Origin of the sequence: Acinetobacter sp. XH1741 (assembly GCF_041021895.1) — a bacterium.
Lineage (GTDB): Bacteria > Pseudomonadota > Gammaproteobacteria > Pseudomonadales > Moraxellaceae > Acinetobacter.
The window spans coordinates 1,253,419-1,271,039 of sequence record NZ_CP157428.1 but is presented as its reverse complement, the minus strand read 5'-3'; the positions used below and the strand labels follow the sequence as shown (position 1 = coordinate 1,271,039).

General features: G+C 40.3%; 16 protein-coding genes. 10 read left to right on the top strand and 6 right to left on the bottom strand.

The genetic code is table 11. The annotated features are described in order from the left end of the window. Positions 1-7: 7 nt before the first annotated feature. Positions 8-994, bottom strand: coding sequence for a DUF1852 domain-containing protein (locus tag ABLB96_RS06140; RefSeq protein ID WP_348895979.1), 987 nt, complete (start codon positions 992-994; stop codon positions 8-10). A 367-nt stretch (positions 995-1,361) separates the two neighbouring features. Next, positions 1,362-2,234, bottom strand: coding sequence for a LysR family transcriptional regulator (locus ABLB96_RS06135; RefSeq protein WP_348895980.1), 873 nt, complete (start codon positions 2,232-2,234; stop codon positions 1,362-1,364). Positions 2,235-2,490: 256 nt separating this feature from the next. Here ABLB96_RS06135 and ABLB96_RS06130 point away from each other — a divergent pair, with 256 nt between their 5' ends. From ABLB96_RS06130 to tcuB, 7 genes are all read left to right on the top strand, one after another. Further along, complete coding sequence (locus ABLB96_RS06130) at positions 2,491-3,099, top strand: LysE family translocator (protein WP_348895981.1); 609 nt, start codon at positions 2,491-2,493, stop codon at positions 3,097-3,099. A 116-nt stretch (positions 3,100-3,215) separates the two neighbouring features. Beyond that, on the top strand, positions 3,216-4,145 hold the full coding sequence (locus ABLB96_RS06125) for a LysR family transcriptional regulator (RefSeq protein WP_348895982.1): 930 nt from the start codon (positions 3,216-3,218) through the stop codon (positions 4,143-4,145). Positions 4,146-4,423: 278 nt separating this feature from the next. Then, on the top strand, positions 4,424-5,734 hold the full coding sequence (locus ABLB96_RS06120; protein WP_348895983.1) for an MFS transporter: 1,311 nt from the start codon (positions 4,424-4,426) through the stop codon (positions 5,732-5,734). Positions 5,735-5,824: 90 nt separating this feature from the next. Then, entirely contained in the window at positions 5,825-6,619 is a 795-nt protein-coding gene (locus ABLB96_RS06115) for a substrate-binding domain-containing protein (protein ID WP_348895984.1), read from the top strand. A 131-nt stretch (positions 6,620-6,750) separates the two neighbouring features. After that, on the top strand, positions 6,751-7,680 hold the full coding sequence (locus ABLB96_RS06110; RefSeq protein WP_348895985.1) for a LysR substrate-binding domain-containing protein: 930 nt from the start codon (positions 6,751-6,753) through the stop codon (positions 7,678-7,680). Positions 7,681-7,783: 103 nt separating this feature from the next. Beyond that, positions 7,784-9,190: an FAD-dependent tricarballylate dehydrogenase TcuA gene (tcuA, locus tag ABLB96_RS06105; protein ID WP_199945455.1), complete on the top strand. Its 1,407-nt coding sequence runs from the start codon at positions 7,784-7,786 to the stop codon at positions 9,188-9,190. Further along, complete coding sequence (tcuB, locus tag ABLB96_RS06100; protein ID WP_348895986.1) at positions 9,180-10,313, top strand: tricarballylate utilization 4Fe-4S protein TcuB; 1,134 nt, start codon at positions 9,180-9,182, stop codon at positions 10,311-10,313. The genes tcuA and tcuB overlap by 11 nt, the downstream gene beginning before the upstream one ends. Positions 10,314-10,390: 77 nt before the next feature. On the opposite strand, the gene ABLB96_RS06095 is transcribed toward tcuB, so the two are convergent. Further along, on the bottom strand, positions 10,391-10,924 hold the full coding sequence (locus tag ABLB96_RS06095) for an HPP family protein (protein WP_348895987.1): 534 nt from the start codon (positions 10,922-10,924) through the stop codon (positions 10,391-10,393). A gap of 97 nt (positions 10,925-11,021) precedes the next feature. Here ABLB96_RS06095 and ABLB96_RS06090 point away from each other — a divergent pair, with 97 nt between their 5' ends. Beyond that, positions 11,022-11,570 carry a TetR/AcrR family transcriptional regulator gene (locus ABLB96_RS06090; RefSeq protein WP_032048087.1) on the top strand — a complete coding sequence of 183 codons (549 nt, stop codon included), beginning with the start codon at positions 11,022-11,024 and terminating at the stop codon, positions 11,568-11,570. A gap of 14 nt (positions 11,571-11,584) precedes the next feature. Beyond that, positions 11,585-12,244, top strand: a complete 660-nt coding sequence (locus ABLB96_RS06085; protein WP_348895988.1) for a VOC family protein — start codon at positions 11,585-11,587, stop codon at positions 12,242-12,244. A gap of 85 nt (positions 12,245-12,329) precedes the next feature. Here ABLB96_RS06085 and ABLB96_RS06080 read toward each other — a convergent pair whose 3' ends face one another. The 3 genes from ABLB96_RS06080 to ABLB96_RS06070 form a co-directional block, all read right to left on the bottom strand. Beyond that, positions 12,330-13,559, bottom strand: a complete 1,230-nt coding sequence (locus tag ABLB96_RS06080; protein ID WP_348895989.1) for a CaiB/BaiF CoA-transferase family protein — start codon at positions 13,557-13,559, stop codon at positions 12,330-12,332. A gap of 52 nt (positions 13,560-13,611) precedes the next feature. Continuing rightward, positions 13,612-14,934: an MFS transporter gene (locus ABLB96_RS06075; protein ID WP_348895990.1), complete on the bottom strand. Its 1,323-nt coding sequence runs from the start codon at positions 14,932-14,934 to the stop codon at positions 13,612-13,614. 227 nt (positions 14,935-15,161) lie between these two features. Beyond that, positions 15,162-16,382, bottom strand: a complete 1,221-nt coding sequence (locus tag ABLB96_RS06070) for an acyl-CoA dehydrogenase (protein WP_199993079.1) — start codon at positions 16,380-16,382, stop codon at positions 15,162-15,164. A gap of 245 nt (positions 16,383-16,627) precedes the next feature. Here ABLB96_RS06070 and ABLB96_RS06065 point away from each other — a divergent pair, with 245 nt between their 5' ends. Beyond that, the gene (locus ABLB96_RS06065; RefSeq protein ID WP_348895991.1) at positions 16,628-17,575 is read left to right on the top strand and encodes a LysR substrate-binding domain-containing protein; all 948 of its coding nucleotides are present in this window, start codon (positions 16,628-16,630) and stop codon (positions 17,573-17,575) included. Positions 17,576-17,621 lie beyond the last annotated feature (46 nt).

Below are 17,621 nucleotides of genomic sequence, written 5' to 3'. Positions count from 1 at the left end.
ATGTTGATTAATTAGGAGCGTAATTCGCAGACCACTGCTCAAGAATCGCTTGGTATGGTTTGATAAATTGCTCTTCAACAAACTTCCCCTGCTCTATAGCCAGACGGCTACGTTCTTCACGGTCATACACAATTCGAGTAAGTGAATAATCTTCGTTTTTCAAACTCGGTTGATAAGATTTTCCAGCCACTGAATTTGCATTGTAAATTTCAGGACGGTAAATCTTTTGGAAGGTTTCCATCGTACTAATGGTACTGATCAACTCAAGGTTGGTGTAATCACTCAGCAAATCACCAGTAAAATAGAACGCTAACGGCGCAACGCTATTTGGCGGCATGAAGTAGCGAACTTTTAAGCCCATTTTTTGGAAATATTCATCGGTTAGTGAATAGTCTTCTTGCTTGTATTCCACGCCCAAAACTGGATGTTCGTTTTCAGTACGGTGGTACTCTTTCGTCGTTGAAACGCTTAAGCAAATCACAGGCGCTTTTTTAAAGTTGGCTCTGTAAGTTTCAGAGTTAATGAAGCTCTTAAACAAGTTGCCGTGCAATTCACCAAACTTTTCTGGCGTGCTAAAAGTCGACTGGTTTTTGTTGTGATCTAACAACAGCACACTAAAGTCATAGTCACGTACATAAGACGAGAAGTTATTACCTACAATACCTTCGATGCGTTCATTAGTCTTTTTATCAACAATATTGGTTTTCAATATTTCGATTAAAGGCAGCCCGCTTGCACGATTTTGAGCATCAATATTCATTTCAACTGAAATGATTTCAAGTTCAACGCCATAGCGGTCGCCCTTAGGGTTGTCCCAATGAGCTAAGGCATTGAAACGATTGTCGATCATCCTTAAGGTGTTGCGCAAATTTTCTTCGCGGCTCATCCCTCTCGCCAAGTTAGCAAAGTTGGTGGTAATACGCGTATTGTCTGCTGGACGATAGTTCTCATCGAAACAAATACTCTTAATCGTAAATGTAAATTCTTTACTCATTTTGATCAGTACCCTAATTTCTGAGATAAACCTAAAAAATTTTTGAGCTCTTTTTAAACATTTCCAGCCTTGTCAGTTTTGTGCCTCATGGTCTTATCAAAAGTGAATTACTGGAGCGCTTCAGAGCATGAATAGATTTATACCGTAATCACAACATGAATAAAAATGATTTAGTCTCATTCAAAACTGAGTGAAATTCATGTTTAGAGTTTAATAAATAAGTATGAAGTTAAATATTTTTCATCTTAGAAATTTTTAGATGGCAAAAATTCAATATACGGCGCTTGCCAATCGCCCTTAAAATATTAAAAATTTATTATTATTTTCAATTCATTAAATCATTTTTATCTAAATATTACCGCTAGAACTAAAGTAATTTATGTTGAATCTCGCTCAGCTCTGCTTTTAGCCATTCTAAAAATATAGTTTTGCGTGAATCTTCCTCAAAAGCACTATGAGAAAGTAAAAAATAGGCTGAGCCATCTTGAACGATTGGTGAATTTTTTTTCAGCAAGTTCCACTCAAGCTCTTTTTCAATCATATAAATTGAGATGACTGTAGCTCCGAGTCCCGCCAAGCAGCCTTCTAAACATAGATAAAAATGTTCAAGCTCAACTTTGGTGTAGCCTTTTAAGCTCTGCTTTAACTCAGCAATGCGAGTGATATTTTTGAAAAAATTCGGTCTAGAGGTCGAGATGAGTACGTCGTTTGTTTCCGATAGCTTGGTTGGTTGAACTAGAACGATATATTCATCGGCAATCTTTTCGCTATAAATATGCTCTCCCCAATCAAAGTCATTTCTACGAATTGCGATATCAATATTATCTTTTTCAAAGTCGACCACGCCGCCTGCGGTAAGTAACACAACCTCAAAATCATGACCGAGCTTTTTAAATTTTGATAATCGTGGAATAAGCCATTTCATGGAAAGAGTCGGTTCACACGACAAAACCAGTTGCTTTTTTTCGTTTTTAGGGTGGCTGAGTTCTATTAAACATTCATCAAGTTGACCAAACACCTGATGGCAACAACTCAATAAAATTTCGCCCTGCTCAGTCATCACAAGGGTTTTATTTTTTCGCTCGAATAAAGCCGTATTTAAAGCTTCTTCTAAATTATAAATCTGTTTACTAACCGCACTTTGCGTCACAAATAATTTCTTTGCAGCTAAAGTGACGCTGCCATACTTCGCCACAAAGTAGAAAAATTTTAATGAATTCAGCGATATTCTTTCGATCATTCCAAAAACTCATAGATGTGCAGTCGTTTTTATCGATTTTTATTTTTAGGTTTCTGTTCAAAAATAAAAATCATCTTTATTAAACACCATTTTAGATGATGAAAAACATATTGAATATCTATATCTATTTTCACAAACCTAAAGCCCCGACATTTCTCGCAAAAAGAATAGCAACTATAGGTAGTTCTTGCGCCTTCTTATATACATTCCAAAAACTACAGATTAGCTCCCTTGTTTTTAGTGAGAGTACAAGATAATGGCAGAGTTTATTGCGGTTATTCTTATTACGATTTTGGCAGTGGTAAGCCCCGGAGCTGACTTCGCGATTGTGACTAAAAATAGTTATCTGTATGGCAGAAAAATAGGTGTGTTCACTTCACTCGGAATATCACTAGGTGTGTTGGTACATGTGACTTATACACTAATAGCGGTTGCGTTTGTGATGGCTTATACGCCGCAAATTTTGACTATTGTTAAGTATATTGGCGCGCTTTACCTGATCTATATTGGCTATAAAACTTTTACTCAAAAACCTGTTTTAAACGCTGTTGCTTTAAATGCTATAGGTAGTTTTCAAGCCATAAAATACGGCTTTTTTACCAATGCCCTTAACCCTAAAACCACGCTATTTGTGATTAGTACCTATACGCAAATTGTGAGTTTAACCACGCCTGAAAGCGTTCTTTTAGCTTATGGCTTTTTTATGTCATTTGCCCATTTTGTATGGTTTTCACTGGTGGCCGTGCTGTTTTCATCTATGCTCTTAAGACAGAAAATGTTAGCCAAACAAACGCAGATTAATAAGGTAATTGGTTCTATTTTATGTGTGTTGGGGGTGATTCTGCTTTTTACTAATTTTCAGTAGAGCTTTTTAATTTTCAGAAACTTTTTTATGCATTGCTGTTAATATGAAAATGCATGATAGATTTTCCAATCCTTCATATCTCTATAAATCAAGGATGATGAGCGAATACATTTATTATGGAAATCAAGCAAATAAAGTATTTTTTGACGGTGGTTGAATCAGGCAGTATTGGTAAAGCTGCCCAAAAACTTGATGTTGGCGCTTCAGCGATTAGTCAGCAAATTAGCAAGCTCGAACAAGAGTTAAGCATTCGCTTATTACAGCGTAATGCTTTTGGCGTGACCCCAACACCTGCTGGCCTTGCCTTTTTAAAGCACTCTCAGCTTATTTTGCGTCAGGTGAACTTTGCTATAGATGCTGCGCATTCAGCACGGCTTTCAGGTCATGTCAGTCTTGGTTTTCCGCCGACCATTACCGCTTTGATTGGTATCCCTTTAATGAAACTAATGTCTGAACGTTATCCAGACATTCGCTTAGAGATTGTGGAAACCCTGTCAGGTAACCTGATTCAGTACATTAACTCGCGTCAGCTTGATATCGCCATTATTTTTACGAATGAGATTGATAAGCAGTGGTCTATACAGCCTTTGGTACGTGAGCAAATGTATTTAATGGCACGCAAAGAAGTGCTCGAAAAATACGGTCTGAGCGAGTGCATTAAAAGCGGCATTATTCAGTCGCAGCAAATTGGCGATATTCCATTAGTGCTACCACGTCAGCGCCATAGCTTACGGAAACTGCTTGAACACAAGATTGGTCAGCTTAATGTCGTCTATGAAATTGATGGCTTACACCTGCTTATGGACAGTCTAATTCACCTAGACCTTGCCAGTGTTCGTCCCGGAAGTGCTTGCTTGCAAGAGTATAAACATAAGCTGCAATTACTTAAGGTGATTGACCCAGAAGTAGAACGAATTAACTACTTGGTGAGCCTTGCCGAAGAAGAATTATCACCCGCTGCACTTGCTGCCAAGTCAGCCATTAAGGCATGTGTGAAAGAGTTAATTCAAAACCAAATTTGGCCTTGTTCTGAAATTATTGTTTAAAGGGTCATTAATTTTTCTAAAGACCTAATTAATTTTCGCCTCTCACTCCTCCCTGCTTTTTAAGATTACATTTTTATACGAATGATAAGTGGTTTTCTGTTTATCGAAATATAGATGTGTAGTTTTAACTGGAAACAAGGCATCACATTTTCTACCAAGGACACCTTTAAATCTCATCTCTAACCCATTTCCTATTTAGGTTTATTGATTGAATCAATTTACGTCCAAACTTTGAAGATCGTGAATGTTTCCATTTTGTCAGGCCAAGGAGGTCTCCAATGGATGTCGTTAATAACCGTAGGGCTACTTTTAAAAAAATATTAAATGTAACGAGTGGCAACTTTTTAGAACAGTACGATTTTTTTCTTTTTGGCTTCTATGCCACTTATATCGCAGCAAAATTTTTCCATTCAAATAATGAATATGTCTCGTTAATGATGACATTTACCGTGTTTGCTGCGGGCTTTCTTATGCGTCCTCTCGGCGCTATTTTCTTGGGTGCTTATGTCGATAGAATTGGTCGCCGTAAAGGTTTGATTGTGACTCTAAGCCTCATGGCTATTGGTACAATCTTAATTACCTTTGTACCGGGTTATGACACTATCGGTATTATGGCCCCGATTTTAGTGGTGATTGGACGTCTGTTACAGGGCTTCTCGGCAGGTGTTGAATCTGGCGGTGTATCGATTTACCTCGCAGAAATTGCAACCGATAAAAACCGTGGTTTTATCACAAGCTGGCAGTCTGGTAGCCAACAAATTGCGGTGGTGTTTGCTGCATTATTTGGTTATTGGCTCAACACCATCTTAACTCATGCGCAAGTGAGTGAATGGGGCTGGCGTATTCCGTTCTTAATTGGTTGTTTAATCATTCCTTTAATCTTCTTATTCCGCCGTACTTTAGAGGAAACTGAAGCTTTTAAAGCGCAAAAAACTCATCCTTCAACCAAGGAAATTTTCAGCACACTGGCGAGCAACTGGCGCATTGTAATTGCAGGTATGATGATGAGTGCCATGACTACAACCACGTTCTATTTTATTACGGTTTACACCACAGTATATGCAAAACGTACTTTAGAAATGTCGGTCACAGACAGCCTTTTAGCAACCGTATTTGTAGGTTTATCGAATTTCTTCTGGTTACCAATGGGTGGCTTACTTTCAGACAAAATTGGTCGCCGTCCAGTGTTAGTGGGTATTACGACACTTGCGATCTTTACCAGTTATCCAGTTTTAAGCTGGTTGGTGAGCGATATTAGTTTTTCAAACTTACTGATCACGCTTGCTTACTTCTCGTTCTTCTTTGGTATGTACAACGGGACTATGGTCGCAACACTTGCCGAAGTAATGCCGAAACGTGTTCGTACCGTTGGCTTCTCTTTAGCGTTTAGTCTTGCAGCCGCTATTTTTGGTGGTATGACGCCAATGGCGTGTACTTACCTTGTGGAAAACACAGGCAATGCAAGCACACCAGCTTTCTGGCTCATGCTTGCTGCGGTATGTAGTCTCATCTCAAGCTTGTATTTATGTCGCGGTTCTAAGCAGAACAAATCTGACGCGATTGCTGAACCTGCCAAGGTTAGCGCTTAAAACAACTAACTACTTAACCTGAAATTTTAATGAACAGTACGGCGCATGTTGCAACCGTACTGTGCTCTCCTGTCATTAAAGCGAGATACTATGAAAAAGTCCCCTATCTTCATGACCATCTGCCTAGCTGGTGCAAGCTTAGGCTCAACCCTTGCTAACGCAGATACGCTCGAAGTGATTAGCTCTGGCGGTTTCTATTCATCTATGGAAAAACTCATTCCAATATTTGAAAAGCAAACTGGCCACACGGTTCACCTTTCGTCTGGTTCATCAATGGGTGCATCACCAACTGCAATTCCAAACCGTCTCGATCGTGGTGAACGTTTTGACATGGTGGTCTTGGCTGCTCCTGAACTCAGTAAGCTTGCAGAAAAGGGTTATGTCGACCCAAATTCACAACGTGCTTTAGTCAATTCAAGCATTGGCATGGCTGTGCCTAAAGGTGCGCCAAAACCGGACATTAGCTCTGCGGCAAAATTCGAAAAAGTTTTATTAAAGGCAAAACACATCGGCTATTCAGCAAGTGCAAGTGGTACGCATCTTGAAAAAGATGTTTTCCCAAGCTTCCCACCTGTCGAGTACAAAGTAATTTCTGGTAAAGCAGAAAAAGTAGTCGGCGACCGCGTGGCAAAACGTATTGCCGAAGGCCAGTTTGATATTGGTTTCCAGCAAATTAGTGAAATCAAACCGTTTACCGGCAAATATGGTCAAGTTGATTTAGTCGGCCCAATTCCTGCGCCTTACCAAAAAGTCACCGTGTTTGCGGCAGGTATTGGTAAAAACTCTGAGCATGAAAAAGTCGCAAAAGAACTTATTCAATTTGTGAAATCGCCTCAAGCCACACAAATTATTGAAGAACAGGGTCTTGAGCAGGTTAAACAATAAAAGCTCTAAAAGGCAACATTTTGAGAGGGTGTTGCCTTTACTCTTTGGGCTGTTTACTCAGCACAATAGAGCAAAATGTATAGCGATAAACCAGTGTAGAATAATTAACAAAGGACAATGTAGTATTTGCCGTGGAACTCAAACAATTAAAGTATTTTATTGCAGTGATCGAGTCAGGAAGCTTAGGTAAAGCTGCAAAAAATCTCGATATTGGAACTTCTGCATTAAGTCAACAAATCTCAAAATTAGAAAGCGAGCTTTCTATTCGCCTTTTACAACGTACTGCTTTGGGTACAGTTCCCACCCCTGCGGGTTTAGCTTTTTTTCAACAAGTTCAACTGGCACTTAGACACTTAGACCATGCGGTAGACTCTGCACACTCTTCACGTTTAAGTGGTCATGTCACCGTCGGTTTTTCGCCCAGTGTCGCATCGGTTATTGGCACGCACTTTTTAAAACTCATGAGAAACCGTTATCCAGACATTAAAGTCCGTCTCATTGAAGGCTTATCGGGTGACCTCAAGGCCTTAGTTAATGCAAGGCAGCTCGATGTCGCGATCATCTTTAGTGACGATGTCGACCCACAGTGGGCCATACAGCCTTTAGTCAAAGAACAGATGTTTTTAATCTCGCCTAAAGAAGTGCTGAGTCAGTACCATCTTGAAAGCTGCATAGACACTCAAACCATTACTCATTCACAGCTTAAAGAACTTCCGCTAATTTTACCGAGCCAACGACATGGACTGCGCTTGTTGCTCGAACAGAAAATTCATCAGCTTAAAGTGGCCTATGAAATTGATGGGCTGCATTTGTTAATGGAAAGTATTAGCCAGCTCGAAATGGCAACCATCCAACCTGCGGGCGCATCGTTAAACTCACGGCAAGACCTATGTTTACTGCGCATTGTAGAACCTGCTATTGAACGCATTAACTATTTAATTAGTCTCTCTGAAGAAGAGCTCTCACCGGCTACTTTAGGCACCAAAGTGGTTATTCGTGCTTGTGTCACCAATCTCATTAATGAAAAACGCTGGCCCGGTGCACATCTCATAAACACTTAAGCGATTAGTGTTTATTTTTACTAAACACCCATTCAAGCTTAGCCTCTCACTTCACCGTCCCTTTTAAAGCTACATTAGCCCTAGCTGAGAAAAGGAGAAATCCATGCATGATGTAATTGTGATTGGTGGTGGGAATGCCGCACTGTGTGCCGCACTCACGGCAAAAGAAAGTGGCGCCTCTGTGCTTGTCATAGAAGCAGCACCGAAAGAATGGCGTGGTGGTAACTCACAACACACTCGTAACCTTCGCTGCATGCATGATGCTCCTCAAGATGTATTAGTCGATGCCTACCCAGAAGAAGAATATTGGCAAGACCTGCTTAAAGTGACTGCCGGAAAAACCAATGAGCACTTAGCTCGTCTCGTTATTCGTAGCACGGCGACTTGCCGCGACTGGATGCGTAAACATGGTGTAAATTTTCAGCCGCCGCTCTCAGGTGCTTTGCATGTTGCACGTACCAATGCCTTTTTTATGGGTGGCGGTAAGGCGCTTATTAATGCGTATTACCGCAGTGCCCAAGAGCTTGGTATTGAGATTTTATACAACACAAAAATTAAAGACCTAAAGTTAAACCAAGGACATTTTGAAGCTGCAATTGCGGAAGATGGTCGTGTGTTTAAAGCGAAAAGCTGTGTATTGGCCGCAGGTGGTTTTGAGTCAAATCTTGAATGGTTAAGAGAAGCATGGGGACAAAATGAAAACGGCGAATGGCCTGCCGATAATTTCATTATTCGTGGAACCCGTTTTAACCAAGGCAACTTACTCAAATTTATGATAGATCAAGGTGCCGATATTATTGGTGATCCATCGCAATCGCATTGCGTAGCCGTAGATGCACGCGCACCGTTATATGACGGCGGTATTTGTACCCGTATTGACTGCGTTTCACTGGGCATTGTGGTCAATAACAAAGCTGAACGTTTTTACGATGAAGGCGAAGACTTCTGGCCAAAACGTTATGCGATTTGGGGCCGCCTTGTTGCCAAACAACCGCAGCAAATTGCCTATTCGATTATCGACTCAAAAGCCATTGGTCGCTTTATGCCACCTGTGTTTGCGGGTGTGAAAGCAAATAGCATTCAAGAGTTAGCCGAAAAAATCGGACTAGATGCAAAAACCTTATGCCACACGGTAGAAGAATTTAATCAAGCCTGTGTACAAGGCACCTTTAACCATACTGTTTTAGATGACTGCACCACCGAAAATATTGTTCCCAACAAAACCCACTGGGCCGTTCCTCTCGATCGCCCGCCGTTCTATGCCTATGCGCTTAAACCCGGCATTACCTTTACCTATTTAGGCTTAAAAGTCGAAGACGATGCTGCTGTGCGTTTTAACAATAAAGCCAGCCGCAACCTGTTTGTCGCAGGTGAAATGATGGCAGGTAACGTACTCGGTCAGGGTTATACCGCAGGCGTTGGTATGTCGATTGGCACGACCTTTGGACGCATTGCCGGAAAAAATGCAGCCCACTATGCACTTTCACAAGGAGTTGAACATGAATGCTAGTACTAAAGCCCTAATTCCAGTTGTTCAGCTCTCTGACCATGAGCAGGAAGTTCAAAGAGCACTACAAATTTGTAATGCTTGTCGCTACTGTGAGTCATTTTGTGCTGTATTTGCGGCGATGACCAAGCGCCTTGAGTTTAATCAAGCTGATATTCATTACCTCGCAAACCTGTGCCATAACTGTGGTGCATGTTTACACGCTTGCCAATATGCCCCGCCGCATGAGTTTGGTGTAAACATTCCAAAAGCGATGGCACAAGTACGTTTAGAAACTTACCAAGAGTTTGCGACCCCTCAGCCTTTAGGCCGACTTTATAAGTCTGTCGGGATTCCTTTTGTCTCAGCATTATCAGCTATTTTCTTTTTATGCATGTTGGCTGTGGTGTGGTACAAAGGCACCGACCTGTTTGCAGGCTATCAAGGTAATTTCTATGCGATTTTCCCGCATAACTTTTTAGCTCTACTTTTTGGAGCGACCTTTACAGTTGCCATTGTTTTGCTCGGTATTGGGATTAGCAAATTCTGGCGACAAACCTCTAAAGTCATTCATGGCAAAGTTGAGAAACCCGACCTTATTCAAGCCTCTCAAAATGTTTTAACACTTAAATATTTAGATGGTGGGCATGGTAAAGGCTGTAATGAACAAGATGACCGTTACACACAAATCCGCCGCGTGTTCCATCACCTCACCTTTTATGGCTTTATGCTCTGCTTTGCAGCCACAGGTGTAGCGACTTTATATCACTATTTCCTTAACCTGCATGCGCCTTACCCTATCTTTAGCTTACCTGTTATTTTGGGTACGTTGGGTGGGCTTGGCTTAGTGATTGGACCATCTGGCTTGCTTTATTTAAACCTTAAACGCCACCCATTACATGGTGACCGTGAGCAAAAACCTGTAGATCGAGGCTTTATTTTCCTTTTAATTTTAGTCAGTGCTTCAGGCTTAGCTCTTATGGCATTTCGTAATTCTCCATACATGGCACTTTTACTGATTTTCCATTTAGCTACGGTCATGACATTCTTTATAACCATGCCATTTGGAAAGTTCGCACATGGTTTTTACCGCAGTGCTTCTTTACTCAAATTTGCCATCGAAGAACGTATTTCCAAGAAGTCATAATTTCACTCAAAAGTATTCACTATCTGGGCATAGTGAATACTTTTATTATTTTTAAGCTCAAAACGCTCATGCTTTCCCTACTTTTTACTATTTAAAATTCCCAAGCCATACATCAGCCACTTCGTACTCGCTTTAATATTATTGATTAGCATCGCTACCAAAACCAAAGACACTGCACCAACTAAAACAGGGAAAATTAAGAAACTCCACTCGTAATGTATGCTGCTCGCAGTCAACAAAATAACCAAAGGATTGGCCCCAGCAGGTGGATGAACGCACTTAAATACTTGCATGAGTGCAATGGCACAGCCCACTGAAAAAGCAATTGTAAAAATAGAAACACCGACAAATTTTAGAAAAAACAAACCCACAAAAGCCGAAATAAGATGCCCAAATATAATATTTCTCGGCTGAGCCAAAGGTGACTGTGACACGGTATAGAGCAACACACAGGTTGCACCAAACGGCGCCATGATAAAGATATTGTGTGTGAGCTTACTCAACCACAAAAGTATAAAAATACTGAGTGTACCTCCAATAAGGCTTCTTAAAATATCAACTTTAGTGGGCGATGGGGCCAGTTTTTCTTTGCCATAAAAGATAGAGAACATGATTTTTTTTCCTCAAACAAAAGTTGCTTTTTAAAAAGCATATAGATAAAATTAAAAATAGTACAGATCTGTACTATTTTATTTTTGGAAAAGTTTTATGTCTAAATCTGCCTTAAAAATATTAGATACAGCCGAGAAGTTATTTAATGAAAATAGTTTTGTCGGGGTGGGTGTTGACCTGATTCGCGATGAATCTGGCTGCTCTAAAACCACTATGTACACGTACTATAAAAATAAAAATCAACTGGTTAAGTCTGTGCTAGTGGCACGTGATGAACGGTTTAAGCAAAGCCTTTTAGGCTATGTGGGAGATGCAACAGGGTTAGAGGCCATCAATAAAATTCTGGATTGGCACACCAATTGGTTTAGGCAAGATTTTTTTAAAGGCTGTTTATTTGTAAGAGCGGTCGCTGAATCTAACCAAGATGATCAAGACATTATTTCTATTTCTAAAGCCCATAAACAATGGATTAAAGTATTGATTGCGCAAAACTGCAATATACCGAATGGTGAAGCTTTATCTGAGCTGATCTATACGGTGATTGAAGGCTTAATTAGCCGCTTTTTAGTCGATGGTTTCGATGAAACACTTGCGATAAACATGAAAAATTCTATTAATCAATTATTTAATATTCATCAACATTAGCATGAGAACTTAAAATGGAAGTAGACCATATTTTTATTTGTGTACAATCAGGCGCTCCAGAAGCTGAAACTTTAAAAAAATTCGGTCTAACAGAAGGTTCATCCAATAAGCACCCGGGTCAAGGTACAGAAAACAGACGCTTTTTCTTTAAAAATAGCTTTATCGAATTAATCTTTTTAAATAACCCAGAAGAAGCCTCAAGCGATCTCACCAAACCTACTCTGCTTTTTGAGCGACTAAGTACTCAAAATAATATCGCGTCCCCTTTTGGTATTTGTTTTCGCCCTAAAAATAAAGATGATAATGGCGCAAAATTTCCTAATTGGGTTTACAAGCCAAGCTATTTACCAGCCAGCTTAGAAGTAAATGTTGCCAAAGATTCTGTGGTATCTGAACCGATGTGGTTCTTCCTTTCATTTGCTTCACGACCAGACCTTGCCGTAAAAGAAAAACAACAGCCACTTGTGCATAGCAAAGATTTATCAGAAATTACCTCAATTAAGGTTTCTATTCCAAATCTCGAACAGCACCCTACTTCATTACTGTTCAATACGCTTGATAGTTTTGAAGTGACCGATGGATCGGAGCATTTAATGGAAATTAGTTTTGATCATGAACCTCAAGGAATGATTCATGATTTCAGACCAGAGCTACCGCTTATTTTTAAATATTAAAACTATTATTTTCTAATAAAAACTGTGAGTTATTGCAAATCACAGTTTTTTATTTCAATTGAATCACATTAAAAACGACAATAGCTTAAGCAATTTTTCCATCAATAATGCCTTTCTCTTTTAACGCAGCCAGTTCTTCTGCTGTTTTAAATCTCGATAAGATTTGAGCGGTATGTTCACCTAGCTCTGGCGGTGCATGATGATATTCAACTGGAGTATCAGACAGCTTGATTGGTGAGCCTATGGTTTGAAAGTTTTCATTTAAATGATGAGGAATATTCACCACCAAATTACGATGGACGATTTGTGGTTCAGCCAAAGCATCTTCAATAGAATTGATAACACCTACGGGTACTTTTAAAGCATGAATCATGTCGACCCATTCTTTGGCATTTTTTTGCAAAAAGTGTTCGGACAATAAAGGAATCAGTTCATCTCGATATTTTACGCGATCTTGATTACGCACAAACTTTTCATTTTCGAGTAACTCTGGATAACCAATCGCAACGCACAAATCTTTAAACTGTTTATCGTTACCACACGCAATAATAAATTCTTTATCTTTGGCCTTAAAAGTTTGATACGGCACAATACTCGGGTGTTGATTACCCATGCGTTGTGGCGCTTTACCCGAAGCTAAATAGTTCATTCCCTGATTTGCCAGTGCCGCGACCTGTACATCAAGGAGTGACATATCAATATACTGACCACGCCCTGTGTGCGAACGTGCAATCAAGGCCGCTTGAATGGCAATGGTTGAATATAAACCAGTTTGAATATCTACAACAGCCACGCCAACTTTTTGTGCACCACCGCCTGCCACATCATCAGGCTCGCCTGTAATGCTCATTAAGCCAGACATGCCTTGAATAATAAAATCATAGCCGGGTTCTTCTGCACGTGGGCCATCTTGCCCAAATCCAGTAATGGAACAATACACAATATTTGGGTTTAACTCACTTAATGACGCATAGTCCAAACCATATTTAGCCAAAGACCCTGTTTTATAATTTTCAATTACCACGTCGGCAGTCTTGGCAATTTCATAAATTAAGGTCTGACCTTCTGGCGTGGTAATATCCACCGCAACCGAATATTTATTGCGGTTGGTACACTGAAAATAACCAGATTCACGGGTCATGTTTCCATCTTGATCGAGCATCCATGGTGGCCCCCACATACGAGTGTCATCACCGACTCGAGGGCGTTCAATCTTAATCACTTCCGCGCCAAGGTCTGCCAAGATTTGCCCACACCAAGGCCCTGCAAGCACACGACTTAAATCTAAAACCCGAATTCCTTGTAATGCACCCATAACGATACCCTTATCTTTTTAGAAGGTACTCAACGCACCTTTTTGTCATTGTTTATGATTGTTTTTGCGGATCGTACTGACGATCTTTAATAAATAAGCCTGGCAATACACCCGCAACAAAATACGCAGCGCCCATCACAATAAAGGCCATAGCAAATGTACCGCCCGATGCCAAGAAACCAATGGTGGCTGGTGCAATCGCAGCCCCGACACGACCAATGTTATAGGCACCGCCAATCGCTGTTCCGCGCACATCCGTTGAAAAACTTTCAGCCATATAGGTCGCGTTCACACCGTATGGAATGCCATATAAGAAGCCAAAAGTGATCAATAAATACAAAATATTGTCAGGGGTATTGAAGAAAATAATGATTGGTAAAAACACGGCGCTCGCAATTGTTCCAAACACAAAAACAGCACGGCGGTTAAATTTGTCGGCAAGATAACCTGCTAAAATTTTGCCTAGAATCATTGCTGTATATGAACCCACCATATAACTGGTTAAGTTTTTAAAGTTCATATGCACTTCTGTTTCCAAATAACTTGGCATCCAGTTGTTAATACCGTAATAACCAAACTGCAAGAAGAATGCTGTGGTCATCCACAACAAAAACATTTTGCGGTGCTTAAAGTTATTAAAAATTTGCTTATAAATACTGCCACTTTTCGGCTTTTCAGCCACCACCATTTCTTTAGGTTGTCTATTGCCTTGCAAGCTTTCAATTTTGGTGAGCTGCCAAGATTTTGGCTCAGGTACAAATCGTTGCAGGAAAATATTAATAAACGCAGGTACTACGGTCAGGAAGAACAAAACGCGCCAGCCATGATCTGGAATAATCGCACCAGCTAAGAGTGTCGCTGCAATATAACCTACGGTTTGCCCCGTCTGTAACGTGCCCAAGACTGTTGTACGGTAAGTAGTGGGCACATATTCAGCCATTAAGGTATTACAGGCCATATAGAGTGCTCCGATTCCCAAAGCACCTATGAAACGTAAAGCCATAAATTGCTCGAAGCTTTGCGTAAAGCCCAATAAACAGGTCGCTACAGAAAAGAAGGTTACCGAGTTAGCAATGGTTCTTACACGACCAAACTTGTCACATGCCCAACCACCCAAAATACCGCCAATACCCATACCCGCCAAAGAAGCACTACCTAAGGCACCTGCTTGAAAGGTACTTAAACCAAACTCTGCCTTTAAACTAGTCAAGCTATAAGACAGCAGCATAATATCAATGCCATCGACCACCATCGCAAAATAGGCAAATAACAACGCCCATTTCCATGTATTTGGTCCAATTCTTTCATATGTTCCAAGGTTACTTGGAAATGTAATTTTTAACTCTTTCGATATTACTTGAACGTCATTGTTCATCTTTAGTTCCTCATTTTCCCAAATGAGTCATCGGTAGCCTACTTATGTTTTCTGCATGACTTAATCTTCTATACTTTTCATCATCTTACATTTGGTTTTAAGTACACAGAGGCACATCTTTACATGAGTATTCTTACGATGAATCTTGTCATTATCCATAAATTTTTGCGTAAAAATCCCTAAAGGTGCTCTCGAAAGAACACCTCAATCTTTTAAAAATGAATGAGTTAGTTACTAAATGCCGCGATACCTGTTTGTGCACGGCCTAAAATCAAGGCATGAACGTCATGTGTGCCTTCATAGGTGTTCACAACTTCAAGATTGACCAAATGACGTGCCACGCCAAACTCGTCACTAATGCCATTTCCACCCATCATGTCACGTGCCATACGAGCAATATCAAGCGCCTTTCCACAGTTGTTACGCTTAATCAAAGATGTGCCTTCAACTGACGCAATGCCTTCATCTTTCATTCGGCCAAAACGTAATGCTGCCTGCAAGCCTAATGCAATTTCAGTTTGCATATCTGCCAGTTTCTTTTGAATCAATTGATTTGCAGCTAACGGACGACCAAATTGTTTACGGTCCATAGTGTATTGATGGGCAGTATGCCAGCAGAACTCAGCAGCCCCCATTGCACCCCACGCAATGCCATAACGGGCACTATTTAGACAGGTAAATGGACCTTTCAAACCACGAATTTCAGGGAATGCATTCTCTTCAGGTACAAATACGTTATCCATCACAATTTCACCTGTAATCGATGCGCGTAAACCGACCTTGCCATGAATTGCTGGTGCAGATAGGCCTTCCCAACCCTTTTCTAAAATAAAGCCTCGAATGTCACCTACATTACCTTCAGCAGAAACTTCTTTTGCCCAAACTACAAATACATCGGCAATTGGACTGTTGGTAATCCACATTTTTGCGCCACTTAAACGGTAACCACCGTCAACTTTTTTAGCACGGGTAATCATACTGCCCGGGTCTGAACCATGGTCAGGTTCAGTCAAACCAAAACAACCTATGTATTCACCCGTAGCTAATTTAGGTAAGTACTTTTGCTTTTGCTCTTCGGTACCAAATTCATGAATCGGAACCATCACCAATGAACTTTGCACACTCGCCATAGAGCGGTAGCCCGAGTCCACATATTCAATTTCACGTGCAACCAAACCGTAACTCACATAGTTCAAACCCGCGCCGCCATATTGCTCAGGGATGGTTGGGCCCAGTAAGCCAAGCTCTCCCATTTCACGAAAAATAGATGGATCTGTTTTTTCATGACGGAATTGTTCAAGTACACGGGGTTGCAGGCGTTCTTGGCAATAGGCATGAGCCGCATCACGAATCATGCGCTCATCTGGGCTAAGCTGTTGCTCAATTAAAAATGGGTCTTGCCAGTTAAATTGAACCTTTGCTTTTTTTGTTGTCACCATGTGATTCATCGCATCCTCTGCTTGATTTGATCTTCTTTATTTAACTCGATGTTATGCGTGAAAAATGCAGTAATCAAACGATAAATGTTCATGCAGTTATGCGACTTACGCATATTTAAAATAAGAAGGTTTAACTTTAGATATTTAATTGGTTGTATTTCATTAAAAATGGCTTATTTTTATACTAAACTCGGCTACCTGTATTTAGGTCATATGCTGTTTTGAAATATGACGACAAATAAAAGGATTTATTTATGCGAAGAAGCATCCCGTCCATTCAGGGCCTGATTTGCTTTGAAAGTGCAGCAAAACATCTAAGTTATACCTATGCTGCGCAAGAGTTATGTATTACCCAAAGTGCAGTATCTCGCCAAATTCAACAGTTAGAAGATTTCTTGGGCGTTGAACTCTTTATACGTACTCGGCATGGCGTTGAACTGACCATTGCAGGACAACAATATTTTAAAAGTATTAAGCCCTACCTATTAGGTCTAGAGAAATGTACAGCCGATGTGATTTCTCATAAGGGTTTAGGTGGAACATTAAAGTTAGGTGTGGTTCCTACCTTTGCAACGCGATGGTTATTACCCAAACTTCATCTTTTAAATCAAAAACACCCTGAAATTACGGTTCACTTAGAAACCAGTACCAAGCCTTTTTTATTTAATGACAATATTTTTGATGCTGCGATTTTTGCAGGTACACAGCAGCAAATTGACCACTGGCCTGGTATACAAGCGCATTATTTAATGGATGAAGAAATTGTACCTGTATGCTCACCAAGACTGATTGAAAAGTATTTTCCAGATGCAGACATGATCAATGAAAATACCTATGATCTAAGCTCTGAAGATTTGCTAAAAATTCCCCTGCTACAACAAACCACTCGATCTAGCATTTGGCAAGAATGGTTTCTAACCCATCACATGCAGCACCCAAAACCTTTTGATGGACAACGCCATGAGCTATTTTCAATGCTTGCGGTTGCTGCCAGCCATGACATGGGAATGGCTCTAATTCCACAAATGTTGATTGAATCTGAACTACAAAAAAAAGAACTGGTGATTGTTTCTAATAAAAAACTAAAAGGCAGCCGAAAGTATTACCTCATCCATTCGAGCCAAGACATAACCCCAACCATTCAAAAATTTGTTGAGTGGATTTACCAAGAACTAGAACAACTAAAAAGCAATACAAATTAGCTGAGCCACTTTGTGCGATTTATACGCATAAAAAAAGATTGTGATT

Bases quoted from the DNA above. Each gene is read 5' to 3' on its own strand.
- ABLB96_RS06140 (WP_348895979.1), bottom strand. From the start codon at position 994: ATGAGTAAAGAATTTACATTTACGATTAAGAGTATTTGTTTCGATGAG.
- ABLB96_RS06135 (WP_348895980.1), bottom strand. From the start codon at position 2,234: ATGATCGAAAGAATATCGCTGAATTCATTAAAATTTTTCTACTTTGTG.
- ABLB96_RS06130 (WP_348895981.1), top strand. From the start codon at position 2,491: ATGGCAGAGTTTATTGCGGTTATTCTTATTACGATTTTGGCAGTGGTA.
- ABLB96_RS06125 (WP_348895982.1), top strand. From the start codon at position 3,216: ATGGAAATCAAGCAAATAAAGTATTTTTTGACGGTGGTTGAATCAGGC.
- ABLB96_RS06120 (WP_348895983.1), top strand. From the start codon at position 4,424: ATGGATGTCGTTAATAACCGTAGGGCTACTTTTAAAAAAATATTAAAT.
- ABLB96_RS06115 (WP_348895984.1), top strand. From the start codon at position 5,825: ATGAAAAAGTCCCCTATCTTCATGACCATCTGCCTAGCTGGTGCAAGC.
- tcuA (WP_199945455.1), top strand. From the start codon at position 7,784: ATGCATGATGTAATTGTGATTGGTGGTGGGAATGCCGCACTGTGTGCC.
- tcuB (WP_348895986.1), top strand. From the start codon at position 9,180: ATGAATGCTAGTACTAAAGCCCTAATTCCAGTTGTTCAGCTCTCTGAC.
- ABLB96_RS06095 (WP_348895987.1), bottom strand. From the start codon at position 10,924: ATGTTCTCTATCTTTTATGGCAAAGAAAAACTGGCCCCATCGCCCACT.
- ABLB96_RS06090 (WP_032048087.1), top strand. From the start codon at position 11,022: ATGTCTAAATCTGCCTTAAAAATATTAGATACAGCCGAGAAGTTATTT.
- ABLB96_RS06085 (WP_348895988.1), top strand. From the start codon at position 11,585: ATGGAAGTAGACCATATTTTTATTTGTGTACAATCAGGCGCTCCAGAA.
- ABLB96_RS06080 (WP_348895989.1), bottom strand. From the start codon at position 13,559: ATGGGTGCATTACAAGGAATTCGGGTTTTAGATTTAAGTCGTGTGCTT.
- ABLB96_RS06075 (WP_348895990.1), bottom strand. From the start codon at position 14,934: ATGAACAATGACGTTCAAGTAATATCGAAAGAGTTAAAAATTACATTT.
- ABLB96_RS06070 (WP_199993079.1), bottom strand. From the start codon at position 16,382: ATGAATCACATGGTGACAACAAAAAAAGCAAAGGTTCAATTTAACTGG.
- ABLB96_RS06065 (WP_348895991.1), top strand. From the start codon at position 16,628: ATGCGAAGAAGCATCCCGTCCATTCAGGGCCTGATTTGCTTTGAAAGT.